This is a genomic window from Burkholderia sp. HI2761 (assembly GCF_002223355.1).
GTDB lineage: Bacteria > Pseudomonadota > Gammaproteobacteria > Burkholderiales > Burkholderiaceae > Burkholderia.
Window position 1 is genome coordinate 267,568 of sequence record NZ_NKFN01000009.1, and the last position, 15,287, is coordinate 282,854.

Annotated in this window: 10 protein-coding genes; 7 read left to right on the top strand and 3 right to left on the bottom strand. The window is 67.4% G+C overall.

Annotated features, from left to right (window positions below; translation table 11 throughout):
• Positions 1-31 precede the first annotated feature (31 nt).
• Genes CFB46_RS33210 through yjfF form a run of 3 tightly spaced genes read left to right on the top strand, consistent with a single transcriptional unit; the run spans position 32 to position 3,671 of the window.
• A complete protein-coding gene (locus tag CFB46_RS33210) occupies positions 32-1,546 on the top strand; it encodes a sugar ABC transporter ATP-binding protein (protein WP_027786462.1) in 1,515 nt (504 codons plus the stop codon).
• Positions 1,543-2,586, top strand: coding sequence for an ABC transporter permease (locus tag CFB46_RS33215; protein ID WP_027786463.1), 1,044 nt, complete (start codon positions 1,543-1,545; stop codon positions 2,584-2,586). Before CFB46_RS33210 ends, CFB46_RS33215 begins: the two co-directional genes overlap by 4 nt.
• Entirely contained in the window at positions 2,583-3,671 is a 1,089-nt protein-coding gene (gene yjfF, locus CFB46_RS33220) for a galactofuranose ABC transporter, permease protein YjfF (RefSeq protein ID WP_027786464.1), read from the top strand. Before CFB46_RS33215 ends, yjfF begins: the two co-directional genes overlap by 4 nt.
• A 94-nt stretch (positions 3,672-3,765) precedes the next feature.
• Here yjfF and CFB46_RS33225 read toward each other — a convergent pair whose 3' ends face one another.
• Both CFB46_RS33225 and CFB46_RS33230 read right to left on the bottom strand, forming a co-directional pair.
• Complete coding sequence (locus CFB46_RS33225; RefSeq protein WP_027786465.1) at positions 3,766-6,108, bottom strand: sensor histidine kinase; 2,343 nt, start codon at positions 6,106-6,108, stop codon at positions 3,766-3,768.
• The gene (locus CFB46_RS33230; RefSeq protein ID WP_027786466.1) at positions 6,101-6,934 is read right to left on the bottom strand and encodes a response regulator transcription factor; all 834 of its coding nucleotides are present in this window, start codon (positions 6,932-6,934) and stop codon (positions 6,101-6,103) included. The genes CFB46_RS33225 and CFB46_RS33230 overlap by 8 nt, the downstream gene beginning before the upstream one ends.
• A gap of 1,471 nt (positions 6,935-8,405) precedes the next feature.
• Here CFB46_RS33230 and CFB46_RS35680 point away from each other — a divergent pair.
• Both CFB46_RS35680 and CFB46_RS33270 read left to right on the top strand, forming a co-directional pair.
• Positions 8,406-12,350: a YadA-like family protein gene (locus CFB46_RS35680; RefSeq protein WP_027786467.1), complete on the top strand. Its 3,945-nt coding sequence runs from the start codon at positions 8,406-8,408 to the stop codon at positions 12,348-12,350.
• Positions 12,351-12,465: 115 nt separating this feature from the next.
• Positions 12,466-13,128, top strand: coding sequence for an OmpA family protein (locus CFB46_RS33270; protein WP_027786468.1), 663 nt, complete (start codon positions 12,466-12,468; stop codon positions 13,126-13,128).
• Between the two features lie 202 nt (positions 13,129-13,330).
• Here the strand turns inward: CFB46_RS33270 and CFB46_RS33280 are convergent, their stop codons facing one another.
• Positions 13,331-13,519 carry a hypothetical protein gene (locus CFB46_RS33280; RefSeq protein WP_027786470.1) on the bottom strand — a complete coding sequence of 63 codons (189 nt, stop codon included), beginning with the start codon at positions 13,517-13,519 and terminating at the stop codon, positions 13,331-13,333.
• A gap of 215 nt (positions 13,520-13,734) precedes the next feature.
• Between CFB46_RS33280 and CFB46_RS33285 the strand changes: the two genes are divergently transcribed.
• The gene (locus CFB46_RS33285; protein ID WP_027786471.1) at positions 13,735-13,950 is read left to right on the top strand and encodes a DUF3820 family protein; all 216 of its coding nucleotides are present in this window, start codon (positions 13,735-13,737) and stop codon (positions 13,948-13,950) included.
• A gap of 266 nt (positions 13,951-14,216) precedes the next feature.
• Complete coding sequence (locus CFB46_RS33290) at positions 14,217-15,131, top strand: LysR substrate-binding domain-containing protein (protein ID WP_027786472.1); 915 nt, start codon at positions 14,217-14,219, stop codon at positions 15,129-15,131.
• Positions 15,132-15,287: the final 156 nt, after the last annotated feature.

A 15,287-nucleotide genomic window follows, 5' to 3' on the forward strand; every position in this document is an offset into this window, starting at 1 on the left:
CCACCGCCCGGCGACGTTTCGAGGAGGATGCATGGAGCGTGCGCCGGTGGTCGAGATGATCGGCATCGACAAGTCGTTTCCGGGTGTCAGCGCGCTGCAGCGCGTGGATTTCCGGCTGTTTCCGGGCGAGATCCACGCGCTGATGGGCCAGAACGGCGCCGGCAAGTCGACGCTGATCAACGTGCTCACCGGCGTGCATGCGCACGATGCGGGCGAGATTCGCGTCGGCGGCCAGCCCGTGCGCTTTGCCGCGCCGCGCGAGGCCGAGGCGGCCGGGATTCAGACGCTGTATCAGGAAGTGAACCTCTGCGCGAACCTGTCGGTCGCGGAGAACATCTTCGCGGGCCGGCAGCCGATGCGGCGCGGCGTGATCGACTGGAACACGATCCATGCGCGCGCGCGGGCGGCGCTGGCCGATCTCGACCTGTCGCTCGACGTCACGCGCTCGCTCGACGCGTATCCGATCGCGGTGCAGCAGATGGTCGCGATCGCGCGTGCGGTGTCGGTCGACGCACGCGTGCTGATTCTCGACGAACCGACCTCGAGCCTCGACGACGGCGAGGTCGCGCGGCTGTTCGACGTGTTGCGCCGGCTGAAGGCGTCGGGCATCGCGATCCTGTTCGTCACGCATTTTCTCGAGCAGACCTATGCGGTGTCCGACCGGATCACCGTGATGCGCAACGGCGAGCGCGAAGGCGAGTACCTGGCGCGCGACCTGCCGGTCGACGTGCTGGTCGCGAAGATGACCGGCCGCGAGCGCATGTCCGACACGCTGCAGGCCGGCGCCGCGGCGGTCGAGCGTACCGCCGCGGCCGCCGCGCCGTTCCTGTCGATGCAGCGGGTCGGCCGGCGCGGAATGATGAGCGCGCTCGATCTCGACGTGCGCCCCGGCGAGATCGTCGGGCTGGCCGGGCTGCTCGGCTCGGGCCGCACCGAAACCGCGCAGCTGGCGTTCGCCGCGGCGCGCCCGGATACCGGCGCGATCGAGATCGACGGCGCGCGCAGGCGGCTCGCGTCGCCGCACGATGCGGTCCGCAACGGCATCGCGTACTGCCCGGAAGACCGCAAGAAGGAAGGCATCGTCGCCGCGCTGTCGATCCGCGAGAACATCGTCCTCGCGCTCCAGGCGCGGCGCGGCTGGTGGCGGCTGATCGGGCGCGCGCGCCAGCGCGAGATCGCCGACACGTATATCGCCCGGCTCGGCATCAAGGCACGCGACGCCGAGCAGCCGATCGGGCTGCTGTCGGGCGGCAACCAGCAGAAGGTGCTGCTCGCGCGCTGGCTCGCGACGGACCCGAAGCTGCTGATTCTCGACGAGCCGACGCGCGGCATCGACGTCGCCGCGAAGTTCGACATCATGGAGCGCGTGCTCGCGCTGTGCGCGCAGGGGCTGGCGATCCTGTTCATTTCGTCGGAGATCGGCGAGGTCGTACGCGTGAGCCACCGGATCGCGGTGCTGCGCGACCGGCGCAAGGTCGCGGAGCTGACCGGCGCCGATGCGTCCGAGGAGCAGGTTTACCGGCTGATCGCGGGAGGCCAGTCATGACGTGGTTGCGCACGCTGTTTCGTCATTCGCTCGCGTGGCCGGTGCTGACGCTCGCGCTGCTGTTCGCGCTGGACGTCGCGCATCGTCCCGGCTTCCTGTCGATCGTGCTGCTCGACGGCCACCTGTTCGGCGCGCCGATCGACATCCTGAACCGCGCGGCGCCGCTCGTGATCGTGTCGCTCGGGATGACGCTCGTGATCGCGACGCGCGGGATCGACATCTCGGTCGGCGCGATCGTCGCGATCGCCGGCGCGGCCGCGGCGATCGTGCTCGAGGCGGACCCGTCGCGGGTCGGCACGGCGCTGGCCGCCGCGCTCGGCGTCGGGCTGCTGGCCGGTGCGTGGAACGGGCTGCTCGTCGCCTTCGTCGGGATGCAGCCGATCATCGCGACGCTGATCCTGATGGTGGCCGGGCGCGGCGTCGCGCAACTGCTGACGGGCGGCCAGATCATCCCGATCGGCGCGCCGGGCTACCTCGCGCTCGGCGGCGGCTACCTCGCGACCGTGCCGTGCGCGGTGTGGATCGCGCTTGCGACGATCGGCGCGACCGCGCTGCTGGTGAACCGCACGGCGCTCGGGCTGTTCATTCGCGCGATCGGCGTGAATCCGGTGGCGACGCGGCTCGTCGGGCTGCGCTCGGGCGCGGTCGTGTTCGGCGTGTATCTGTGCTCGGGCGTGATGTCGGCGCTCGCGGGCATCCTCGCGAGCTCGAACGTGCGCAGCGCCGACGGCAACAACGCGGGGCTGCTGCTCGAACTCGACGCGATTCTCGCCGTCACGCTCGGCGGCACGTCGCTGCTCGGCGGCCGCTTCAGTCTCGCCGGCTCGGTGCTCGGTGCGCTGATCATCCAGACGCTCACCTACACGACCTATTCGATCGGCGTGCCGCCGGAGGCGACGCTCGTCGTCAAGGCGGTCGTCGTGATCGTCGTGACGCTGATCCAGTCCGACGCGGCGCGTGCGCTGCTCGTCCGGCACGCGTCGCGGCTGCTGCCTTCCGCGCGATCGCGCGCCACCACCACCGGAGCGACGCCGCGATGAACCGTTTCCTTGGCCGGCTCGCCGATCCGCGCACTCTGCCGATCGTCGTGACGATCGTGCTGTTCGTCGTGCTGTTCGGCTTCGGGTCCGTGATGTACACGGGCTTTTTCTCGATGCAGGTGCTGACCGGGCTGCTCGTCGACAATGCGTTCCTGCTGATCGTCGCGATCGGGATGACGTTCGTGATCGTGTCGGGCGGGATCGACCTGTCGGTCGGCTCGGTCGTTGCGCTGACGACGATCTTCTGCGCGGTCGGCGCCGAACGGCTGCACTGGCCCGTGTGGGTGATCGTGCCGCTCGTGCTCGCGTTCGGCGCGCTGTACGGCGCGGCGATGGGCGCGCTGATCCATTATTTCCGGTTGCAGCCGTTCATCGTCACGCTCGCCGGGATGTTTCTCGCGCGCGGCGCGTGCTTCCTGATCACGACGCAGTCGATCACGATCAACGAGCCGGCGTTCCATGCGATCGCGGGCATCAGCGTGCCGGTCGGCGGCGGCATGCTGAGCGCCGGTGCGCTGATCGCGCTCGCGACGCTGGCCGTCGCGATCTACGTCGCGCATTTCACGCGCTTCGGCCGCAACGTGTATGCGGTCGGCGGCAACGAACGCTCGGCGCTGCTGATGGGCTTGCCGGTCGCGCGCACGAAGATCGGCGTCTACGCGCTGAGCGGCTTCTGTTCGGCGCTCGGCGGCGTGGTGTTTACGCTCTACGTGCTGTCGGGTTACGGGCTGCAGGCGCAGGGGATGGAGCTCGACGCGATCGCCGCGACCGTGATCGGCGGGACGCTGCTCACGGGCGGCGTGGGCTACGTGATCGGCTCGGTGTTCGGGGTCGGCATCCTCGGCACGATCCAGGTGCTGATCACGTTCGACGGCACGCTGAGTTCGTGGTGGACGCGGATCGTGATCGGCGCGCTGCTGTGCGTGTTCTGCGTGCTGCAGCGGGTCATCGAGCGGCACGCGACGCGGCGCCGCACCGGCGGCACGGGGCTCGGCGCGCAGCGGCCGACGCATGCCGCCGCGCCCGCGCGGCCGGCGCCGCCCGAAGAGGACATCGCGCTGGTATCGACGATGCGGCGGTCGTAGGGGATTCCTTCCCCCTTGCGCGACCGACAGCGCGGGCGAACCGCGGTGGAATGATGCACGCGGCCGCATGCCGGCCGCATGCGGCGCGGCGCCGTCAGGCCGGGCCGGCGGCGTCCGCCTCGGTGTCGAACGACGTATCCGCGACGCGCGTGCGTTTCAGCGAGCCGGCCAGTTTTTCGATCGCGGGCAGATCCAGCGCATCGAGGTGCTCGCGCATTTCCTGCACGAACGGCGCATGGTCGGGCTCGTCCGCATACTGGCCGAGCCATTCCTCGATATCGGTCAGCCGGCCTTCGCCGGCGAGCACGATCAGCTCGGCGAGCGCATCGGCGGGCGGGCTGCGCATCGCAAGCGGGGCGCTGGCCGGTTCCGCTTCGTCGTCGGAACGAAACCGCCTGATGAGCCCCGACACCGGCGCGAGCGCATGACCGAGGGCCGGCGCGGCGACCGCGAACGAGAACGTCGTGCCGCTCCCCGGCTGGCTCGCGACGGCCAGCTCGCCGTCCATCGCGGCGACGATGCGCTGCGCGATGAACAGGCCCAGCCCGGTGCCGCCGTTCACCGCCTGCACCTGCTGGTACGCGCGGAAGATGTCGGTGGTCTCGGTGATGTCGATGCCGATGCCCGTATCGGCGACCTCGAACAGCAGGCGCCATGCATGGCCTTCGCGCGATGCGTGAACCGACAGCGTGACCGTGCCGTTGCGCGTGAATTTCGATGCGTTGGACAGCAGGTTCAGCAGCACCTGTTGCAGCCGGATGCCGTCGATCAGCACCGTGCGCGGCAGCGGCGTGACGGGCCGATAGATGAACCGGTTGTCCTGCTGCGCGCACAGCGCGAGCGCGTAGTGGCCGATGTCGTCCAGCAGCCCGGGCAGGTCGGTGCGGTCGGGCGCGACGCCGAGCGGGTGGAGTTCGGCCTTCGTGAACGCGAGCAATTCGTCGATCAGCGCGAGCTGGTAGCGGATGCTGCGGTCGATCGACCGGATCAGCCGCGCCTGGCTGCGCGTCGCGCCTTGCAGCAGCAGCTTCGCATAGCCGTTGATCGTCGACAGCGGCGCGCGCAGGTCGTGACTGACGTAGCCGAGCGTCTCGATCTTCTGCTGCATGTGCGTTTTCGACTGCTGCAATGCGTCGTTGAGCGCGACCGTGCGCCGCGCGACCTCGTCGCGCAGCCGATCCTGCTCGGTGAGCTGCCAGTGTTCGAGCCGCTTGCGTGCCTCGGTGCGCTGACGGCCCACGTGGTGAATCCACGCGGCCAGCACGAGCAGGTGCGTCGCGAGCCCGATGATCGCGATGACCGGGTTCGGATAGACGTCGGACCGGATCCACGACAGCACGGGTGGCAATGCATCGCGGCCGTCGAGCATGCGGATCAGGATGTTGAACGTCGCGAACGCGACCGCGATCAGCATCACGCGCGCCGTCGGCGTGCGCCGGATCACGAGCATCAGCGCCATGCTGATGTTCACGATCGCGAGCACGGTGTTCAGCCACAGGCAGAACCAGGCGAACGTCGCCAGATCGCCGAACGCCGCGCCGGTTATCCCCGCGCATTCGAGCGCGAGAAACACCACGTACACCGCGCGCATCGGCATCTTCGCCTTTTCGCGATGCGAGACCATCAGGATGAAGACGATGAAGCACGCGACCGACAGATACGCGAAGATCGTTTCGCCGCGCGTCGACCACTCGCGCGCGCCCGGCGCCAGGAGCATCGCGAGATAGCCGCGGTACGCGGCTTCGAACAGCGCGGTGTTCAGGGTCAGTGCGGCCAGCGTGTGGAACACGCCGCTGCGCGAGAAAAAGCCGATCAGCAGCGCGCACCAGACGAGTGCAAGCAGCCCGCCGAAGAACCCGAAGTTCCACATCGACGCGTGCAGTTCCTGCGCGATCCACGCGTCGCGGGTGAACGCGACCGGCGCAAGGCGCATTTCCTTGCGCGACGTGATGCGGATCAGCACGGGGAGCTGTTCGCCCGCACGCAGCGTGACGTCGAGGGTCGGGTAGCGCGACGGCGCGTCGCGCGCGTCGCCGCGGTCGGTCGGGAAGCTGCGCTCGAGCATCCATTGGCCGTGCCGGTCGACATAGAAGTCGGCCCGGTCGACGCGCGCATCGCGAATCGCCAGCACCAGCGGGCGCGTGTCGCTGTCGCGGTTGATCAGCGTCGCGCGGACCCACCAGGCCGAGCGCGAAAACGTCACGTTGAATGCAGTGCGGGCCGTGGCGGCCGGGTGAAGCGACGGCTCGGCGAGCCGGGCGGCGACCTCGTCGACGGACAGCGTCGTGCCGGTGTCTTCGAAAACCGCTACGGCTTCGAGTTGCGCGGGATTCGGCGTCGTCGCGGCACGGGCCGTCGCGCACGTGACGGCCAGCGCCGCCAGAAGCAGGAGCAACGTGCGACATCCCGCCGCCCATGCCGCGTAGTGCCTACGCATCGCCGTGGCGCCCCTCCGGTGCGGCCGGTGAGTCGACCGCGTGGCGCTGGCGCCGCCAGTCGGACGGCGTGATGCCGAAGCGTTCGCGGAACGCCGTCGCGAAATTGCCGGGTGTGGAAAAGCCGATTTCCTCCGCGATGTCGCCGATCCCCATCGACGTTTCCGACAGGAAGTGCATCGCGGCGCGCAGCCGCGTGTCGCGCAGGTACTCGAATACGGTCTGGCCGAGATGGTCGCGGAATGCGCGCGACAGCCGTTTTTCGTGCGTGCCGACCTGCTTCGCGAGATCCTCGAGGGCCGGTGGATGGCGCAAGTCGCGCAGCAGCACGTCGCTTGCCGCGCGCACCAGCGCCGCGTCGCGGTTGTCGGGCAGTTCGGGCAGGTGCGCGAACGGCTGGCTGCGTCGCACGCGCTTCAGGTGATTGCGGATTCGCGCGATGACTTCCGCCGGTTCGAACGGCTTGACGATGTAGTCGATCGCGCCCGTTTCGAGCCCCGCGATGCGATCCTCGAGATCGCCGGCGGCCGTCAGGATGATCACCGGAATGGATTGCGTCGATGGGGTGGACGCCAGCAGCCGGCTCGCGGCGAAACCGTCCATGCGCGGCATGCGGACGTCCATCAGGATCAGATCGGGCGCGATGGCCTGCGCACGGTGATAGGCCTGCAGCCCGTCGAACGCGACGCTGATCCGGCACTGGGCGGTGCGCAGGATCTCGGTCAGGAGTCGCAGGTCGTTCGGGCGGTCGTCGACGATAAGAATATGGGCGCCGGCGAGATCCGGCGTGGTGCGTGGCGACGCCGAACTGGACAAGCGGGATGACATGGTTGCGAACGCGTTGGAGGGGAGTGGCCTGTCAGGTCGGAGGCATCGCAATCTGAACGATTGTTGCAAAAAATTATATGCCGACAATAGTGTCGAAGGTGGGATTCCGTGCGGCGCGTGTGGGCTTGTCGCATCGGCATCGCGGGTGCGCGGAGGTCTGGTCCGTTCTTCCGGAAAACAAGTCGGAAAAATATGCCGAATCGATTTGTGAAATTACGGTCTTTATTTCCGGTTAAATGATTTCAAGAATGGAAATGGCCCGGATGATGAATTTATGCTCTCGGTTTCGAAATCCGATGACGAGGATGTAAATCGAATTCTCCGATTACTTGCCGGTCGACTAAATTCGATGTAATCCCGGCGTGCATTCATGTTTCCGGAAAATCGGATTTCCTGCAAATGTGTATGAATGTAAATACCGTCCGCTCCGGAAAAGTATTTGTCCGCTCAGGAAAAGGTTTGTTTGGACGAATGTCGGCACACTAGCTCCAGCGCGGCTGGAATCGGTTCTCTGGATGCTTCCGGCTGCCGTAAAGATTGCTGTCGCCGTTGCTTTCCGGGTAGCCAATTTTCAATGTCACATTGAATGATGGTATTCCCGGATAATGAGAAGGCGGTAACAAAAGAATAGAGGGCACGAGGGTAATGCAAACGTCATAATTCGCGAGAATTTTCGATATACAAGATGAGTCGCGAAATGACGGGACGGGGCTGGGTTTGAGGCATCGGGCGAGAAGAAATCGTCAAGTAAATTCGATCGATTAATTCGATGCCGGGGTCGTTCGGTGAGTGGCCGGTTTTTCCGGAAATCCGGAATAACCGTCGCCGGCCGGACGGAAAGGGGTGAGCGACTTCGCGTGAGTCGCCGGGCGGTTTGATCGATCCGGCGGCGGCGCGCGGTGCTCTGTCGAATCAGGCGGATACGAAAAATATGAATACGACAAGCATGGCAGGTCAGGGCGTCGGGTCGATCGATCCGGTGCCGGCTGTCAGCGTCAGCGATCCGGCGGCGCATGCCGCAGACCCGGGGACAGGATGGCGCCTTTCGCCGCCTGAATGAAAGATGACGGGCCGCCCGCGATGCGGGCCGGGGTCCGTTCGTCCAGCGTCCGAGCGACGTTTTTCCGATGAGATTCGAAGTCGCCCTTCGGCGGGTGCGACGGTGTACGCGTGTGCGGATTCGCGACGCGTCGTGCGCCATGTCGCCGCCGGGCAGGCGATCTCGACTTCCGTGAATCGATAACCGGCGATCGCCATCGCGCATCATGCCGAACGGGCATGCGCGCCGATCGATCGTGCCATCGCGATGTGGGTCGAGCGTTTCGTGCAGCGCTGTTCGTAGTCTTTATTAGTAATGCGAAGTAAGAGGCGGAGCGTCGCGAGGCAGACAAAAGCGGAGAGGGTCCGCATTTCGCCTGACGCCGCGTTCGCTGTTGCGTCATCCAGCACATGAGAACCGAGGGAACACAAGATGAACAAGTCGTTCAAGTCGATCTGGAACGAAGCACTGGGGGCCTGGGTTGCGGCTTCGGAGCTTGACCGGGCACGCGGCAAGCGTGTTGCGTCGTCGAAGCGCGCGCCGGAATGCGCCGCACACGGAGAAACCGCGATGCACGCGGGCAAGCCGCCGGCACCTTCGGTGCTGAGTCTGGCCGTGCTGACGGCGACCGCCTGCCTCGGCTTGTTCCATGCGAATGCGCATGCACAGTACGCGCCGGATGGTGGCACGGCCACCGGGGGAGTCAGCTCGATATCCATCGGTAACGGATCGACCGCCGCGCAGGTGAATTCCACCGCCGTCGGCAATCTGTCGACGGCGCAGGGCGTGTCGGCCACGGCGCTGGGCCCGGGCGCGCATGCGATGGCCGACGGTTCGACGGCCGTCGGCATCAACGCGCAAGCGAACGGTGTCAACAGCGTGGCAATGGGCGTGCAGGCGATCGGTTCGGGTCCCTTTGCGGTCGCGATCGGGAATCTGTCGCAGGCCACGCAAAGCGGCGCGGTGTCGATCGGCAGCGGCGCGACCGCGAACGGCCTGGCAGGCGTCGCGCTCGGGAACAATGCATCGGCCTCCGGCCAGTATGCGGCTGCGCTCGCGCTCGGGTCCCTCGCTTCCGGCGCGCAAAGTATCGCGCTCGGCTTTTCGGCGCATGCCACGGACACCGGTGCCGTTGCGCTCGGTAACCAGTCGACGAGTTCAGGCTCGGCCGCCGTCGCCTTGGGCAGCGGCGCACTGGCTTCGGGGAATTCGGCCGTCGCAATGGGCGTGAACAGCGGTGCGAAAGGTACGTCGTCGATTGCCATCGGTTGGGGCGGTATCGCCGGCGTGCCGGGCTCGGGCACCCAGTCACTCGGCACCAGTTCGATCGCGATGGGCTCGGGTACGGCGGCCAGTGCGGACAATGCACAGGCATTCGGCCTGAACGCCAATGCGTCGGGTCTCAGTTCGATCGCGATGGGCGTGCAGTCGACCGCGACGCAGCAGTTTTCGGTGGCGCTCGGCAATCTTGCGCTCGGCAGCGGCGTATCCGCGACCGCGCTGGGGCCGGGGGCGACGGCGTCGGCCACGAATGCGACGGCGGTCGGTATCAACAGCGTCGCGGCGGCGAGTTCGACCGTCGCGATCGGCGATTCCAACTCGGTCGCCGCGGCAGCAGGCACGGGTTCGGTCGCGGGCGGCTACGGCTCGAAGGTGCTGGGCGGTGTCGGCGCCGTCGCGCTGGGCTTCGGCCAGACGGTGAGCGGCAATGGCGCGGTCGCGATCGGCGATCCGAGCAGCGCGATCGGCACCGGCGCGGTCACGATGGGTTCGAACAACACCGCGAACGGCGACGGCGCGGTGGCGATCGGCAATACCAACAACGCGCAGGGCACGGGGTCGCTGGCGCTCGGCAATACGTCGACGGCGGCGGCGGCGGGAGCGGTCGCGTTCGGCGCGTCGGCCGTGGCCAACAACGCAAACGATGTCGCGCTCGGCTCGGGCTCGACCACGGCCGCGCCGAACCCGACGGCCAGCGCGGTCATCGGCGGCGTCACGTACAACTTCAACGGCATCAACCCAACCAGCGTCGTCAGCGTCGGTGCGGTGGGCAGCGAGCGCCAGATCACCAACGTCGCGGCCGGGCGCATCGATTCGTCGAGCACGGATGCGATCAACGGGTCGCAACTCGCCGCGACGAACACGGCAGTCAATTCGCTGTCGACGTCGACGGCGTCGAGCATCACGTCGTTGTCCACGTCCACGTCGACGGGCATCAGCTCCCTGTCCACCGGCCTCAGTTCGACCAACAGCACGGTGACGTCGCTGTCGACGTCCACGTCGACGGGCATCAGCTCGCTATCCACCGGCCTGAGCTCGACGAACAGCAACCTGACGTCGCTGTCCACGTCGACGTCGACGGTCGTCGGCTCGTTGTCCACCGGCCTGAGCTCGACCAACAGCAATCTGACGTCGCTGTCCACGTCGACCTCGACCGTCGTCGGCTCGCTGTCCACCGGCTTGAGCTCGACCAACAGTTCGATCACGTCGCTGTCCACGTCGACCTCGACGGTCGTCGGTTCGCTGTCCACCGGCCTGAGCTCGACGAACAGCAACCTGACCTCGCTGTCGACCGCCACGTCGACCGGGATCAGTTCGCTGTCGACGGGCCTGAGCTCGATCGCGAACAACAACACGAACCTCGGCAACAGCACGGCCGGCGCGATCGGCGGCGGCGCCACCTACGATCCGACGACCGGCACGATCTCCGCGCCGTCGTACGTGACGTACAACAGCGACGGCTCCACGACGATCAACAACAACGTCGGCTCCGCGATCGACAACATCAACGCCAACGGCATCAAGTATTTCCACGCGAACTCGACCGCGCCCGACAGCCAGGCGCTCGGCACGGACAGCGTCGCGATCGGCCCGAACGCGATCTCGCGCGTGAACGGCAGCATCGCGCTCGGTTCGGGTTCGGTCGCCGATCGCGCAACCGTGCCGTCGTCGGGCATCATCCGCAACGGCAGCGCGTCGATTCCGTACGACACGACCGACCAGACGCTGCTCGGCGCAGTGTCGGTCGGCGATGCGACGAACAGGACGTACCGCCAGATCACCAACGTCGCGGACGGCACCGGCCAGCAGGACGCGGTAACCGTGCGGCAGCTGACCGGCGCATTGCAGTCGTTCGCGGTCACGGGGCAGAAGTACTTCCACGCGAATTCGACGGCGGGCGATTCGCTGGCCGTCGGCGCCGAATCGATCGCGGTCGGTCCGACGACGGTCGTCAACGGCGACAACGGCGTGGGCATCGGCAACGGCGCGATCGTCGACCAGACGGCGCCGGGCGGGATCGCGATCGGGCAGGCGGCGAGTTCCGCGCAGGCCGATGCGATCGCGCTGGGCAGCGGCGCGACGGCAACCGGTGCGCAGTCGGTCGCGCAGGGTGCGAATGCGGTGGCGGTCAGTGTCGGCAGCGTCGCGCTCGGCTCGGGCGCGCGCAGCACGGCGACCGATGCGCTCGCGCTCGGCGCCGGCGCATCCGCGACGTTCGCGAACAGCGTGGCGCTCGGCGCCGGTTCGCTGACCACGGTCGGCGCGCTGACGAACTACGTCGCGTACGGCTTGAGCAGCCCGCAGTCGTCGGCCGGCGAAATCAACGTCGGCAATCGCCAGATCACGGGCCTGGCCGCCGGCAAGAGCGGCACGGACGCGGTGAACGTGTCGCAGCTCGATTCGGTCGCGAACCAGTTGACGACACTGATCGACCAGCGCACGACCAACCTCGGCGGGCAGTACACGACGAACCCGCCGGGCGGCAACGTGCCGCCGGGGGCGAGCGGTTCGAATTCGTCGGCGGGCGGCTCGGGGGCGGTCGCATCGGGCTCGAACAGCACGGCGGTGGGCAACAGCTCGACGGCGTCGGGCAACGGCTCGACAGCCATCGGCGTGGGTTCGACCGCATCGGGCAACAACTCGACCGCGCTCGGCACGGGCAGCAACGACGGCGGTCGCTCGAACGTCGTCGCGGTCGGCTCGGCGGATTCGGCGCGGCAGGTCGTGAATGTCGCGGCCGGTACGCAGGGCACCGACGCCGTGAACGTGAACCAGCTGAATGCGGTATCGAACCAGTTCACGCAGTCGCTGAACACGGTCAACAATCAGCTCACGCAGATGCAGCAGCAGATCCAGCAGACCGATTCGATGGCCCGCGAGGGGATCGCCGCGACCGCCGCGATGGCGTCGATCCCGCACATGGACCGCGATTCGAACTTCGCGATGGGGGTCGGCACGGCGACGTTCCAGGGCCAGAAGGCCATGGCGGTCGGCGTGCAGGCGCGCATCACGGAGAACCTGAAGGCGACGGTGAACGGCGGTTTCGCCGGCAGCCAGCGCGTCGTCGGCGCGGGCATGCTGTATCAGTGGAAGTGATCGCGCGCAGCGGTTCGTTCCGGCACGCATTGCCGGAGCGGACCGCGCCGAACGCAAACGCATGCGCGTGCGGCCGCGCCGCACGCTGCGCCCATCGCATTCTCGGAGTAATCAAGTGAAAAACATCCATCTTGCCCTGCTGGCGTCCGTCGTTTCCCTCACGGCCTGTTCGAGTGCATCGGGGCCGACGTACAACGCCTACGAACTGCAGGCGCGAAACGGCATCCGGACGTTCCAGGTCGACTGCCACGGCATCCTGTCGACCGCGAAGACCTGCATGAAGGTCGCGACACGCATGTGCGGCAACGAGCCCGTACGTCTCGTCGACACCACCACGCCGTACCGCGACGGCGCCGATCCGCATTCGATCGTGTTCCAGTGCGGTGCGGCACCCGCGCCGGCTGCCGCGGCCGTTGCGCCGACGCCCGCGCCGGTCGAGAAGGTGAGCCTGACCGGCGATGCGTATTTCGCGACCGACTCGGCCGTGCTGACGGCTGCGGCCACCGCCGCGCTCGACAAGCTGCTGAACCAGCAGGCCGACCGGCATTTCTCCCGCGTGGAAGTGGACGGCTATACCGACGCGACCGGTTCGGATACGCACAATCAGGCGCTCTCGAAGCGCCGGGCGGATGCCGTCGCCGCCTACTTGCGCGAACACGGGCTGAAGGCGGATTCGTTTGCCGCGGCCGGTCACGGGGAAGCCAATCCGGCGGCATCGAACGATACCGCCGAAGGGCGCGCGCGCAATCGTCGCGTGGAAATCTCGCTGCAGAAGTAGGACGCTGCGACCAGTTTGCCGCAAGCGTGGCCGTCGAAGCCGGACGGCTCGCTTGCGGCAATGATGCTCGGCGCGGACGACCGCGGCGGGAAAGGCCCGTCGCGGTGTGTGCAAGCGGTGCTCGTCGCATGGACGCCGCCGCCGCACGACGACTTGCGTCCGGCACGCGGATCGCCATCCGCACCGGGCCGTAAGGCGGCGCTCAGTGCCTGATCACGCAGACGGCCACGATCTCGTATCCCGGGTCGGCATGCGCGCTCGCGACTTTCTCCGCTTCATCATACGAACCAAACGATGCGGCATCTTCGATGGCGGGCGCCATGCCGATATCGCCGTCCTCGGCGGTGCACAGAAACTGCTCGCCGGTCTTCACGACGTAGGTGGACATCATGATTCCCTCCATGGTTGGCAGGGGGAAATTCCAGTCTAGCAGGCATGAAGGAAGTCGGCGGCCGACGCGAATCACGGCTGTCAACCGGCGCCGGCCCGTCGATTCGGCCTGCCATGAAGGGCCGGATTCGCGGCCGCGCGCCCGCCGCGTGGCCCGGCGGGCGCGCGGCGGGGCCGCGACGCGCGGGCGAGCGGAAAGCCGTGCACAATACGCGCATGCGAGCCCCCGATCTTGAGCGCCTTGTCGCCGTCACCATGCCCTTCGGAAAATACCAGGGCCGACTCATTGCCGACCTGCCCGGACCTTACCTCAACTGGATGGCTCGCGAAGGGTTCCCGCGCGGCGAACTCGGCCGCCAGCTCGCGCTCATGCACGAGATCGACCATAACGGCTTGCGGCACTTGCTGAAGCCGCTGCGCAAACCCGCATAGCACGACATCACGCCCGACCGGTCGCCCGAAGCGTTGACCGCGAGGCGGCGATGTCGTGCACGCTCGAACGCGGCGTCACGGCCGCCGCGCGACGGGCGCGCTCGTCCGCCTCGCCGCATGCATGTCCCTCGGCTGCGGGCACTGGCTTCAGAGCGCGGACGGCCGCGACGAGCACATACAATGTGAGCGTTCGTCGGCCGGCGCGCCACCATGACCCGAGCGCCGCGCGCAGGCCGATTCCTCCCGCGCACCTCTCCAGGGCCGACATGGAAATCAAATGGATCGAGGACTTCCTCGCCCTCGCTCAATATCAAAGCTTTTCCCGGGCGGCGGAGTTCCGTAACGTCACGCAGTCGGGCTTCAGCCGTCGCATCCAGTCGCTCGAGCAGTGGATCGGCGCCGAGCTGATCGATCGCAGCAGCTTTCCGCCGGTGCTGACGCCGGCGGGGCGCCTGTTTCGCGAGACGGCCGAGGACGTGCTCAGCCGCCTGTTCGACACCCGCGCCATCATCCGCACCGAGCAGCGGATCGCCGGCAAGAGCCTGCAGATCGCCGCGGGCCACACGATCGCACTGAGTTTCCTGCCGGGCTGGCTCAAGGCGCTCGCACCGCATTTCGGCGAAGTGCGGGCGCGCGTCATTCCGACCAATGTCCACGATTCGATCCTGATGCTCGTCAACGGCAACTGCGAGCTGATGTTTGCGTACCACCATCCGGAGTTGCCGCTTCATCTCGATCCCGCGAAGTATGCGCACCTGACCGTCGGGCTCGACACGTTGATGCCGGCATGCCGGCCGAACCGCCGCTCGGCGCCGGCTTTTCGTCTTCCCGGCACGAAGCAGAACCCGCTGCCGCTGATTTCCTATACGGAAACCAGCTACTTCGGCCGCTGCCTCGCGCTACTGCTCGGCCGCGCATCGGATGCGCCGGCATTGCAACTGCACTACGAGTCCGACATGGCCGAAGTGCTGAAGAAACTCGTGATGGAAGGCGAGGGCGTCGCATGGCTGCCCCGCAGCGCGATCGCCGCCGAACTGGCGGCCGGCGAACTCGTGCCGGCCGGGCCGGCGGCGTGGAATCTGGAAGTCGAGCTGCGCGTGTATCGCGACGTGTCCAACCGCAGCGAATTCCTCGACACGCTCTGGCAGCACCTGCACACGACACCTTCACGGCTCGCGTGAGACAGGGTTTCCCCGCGTTATGCGGGGCTCGCATACCGCCATGTCGTACCGGCATCACCGTTTTATCGACCGTCCCTACCATTCGTTCCAACGGCAAATGCGACGCATGACCGGCGTCGCGCGGCCTTCTTCGCCGCGCTCGTCCGCCTTTCGGCG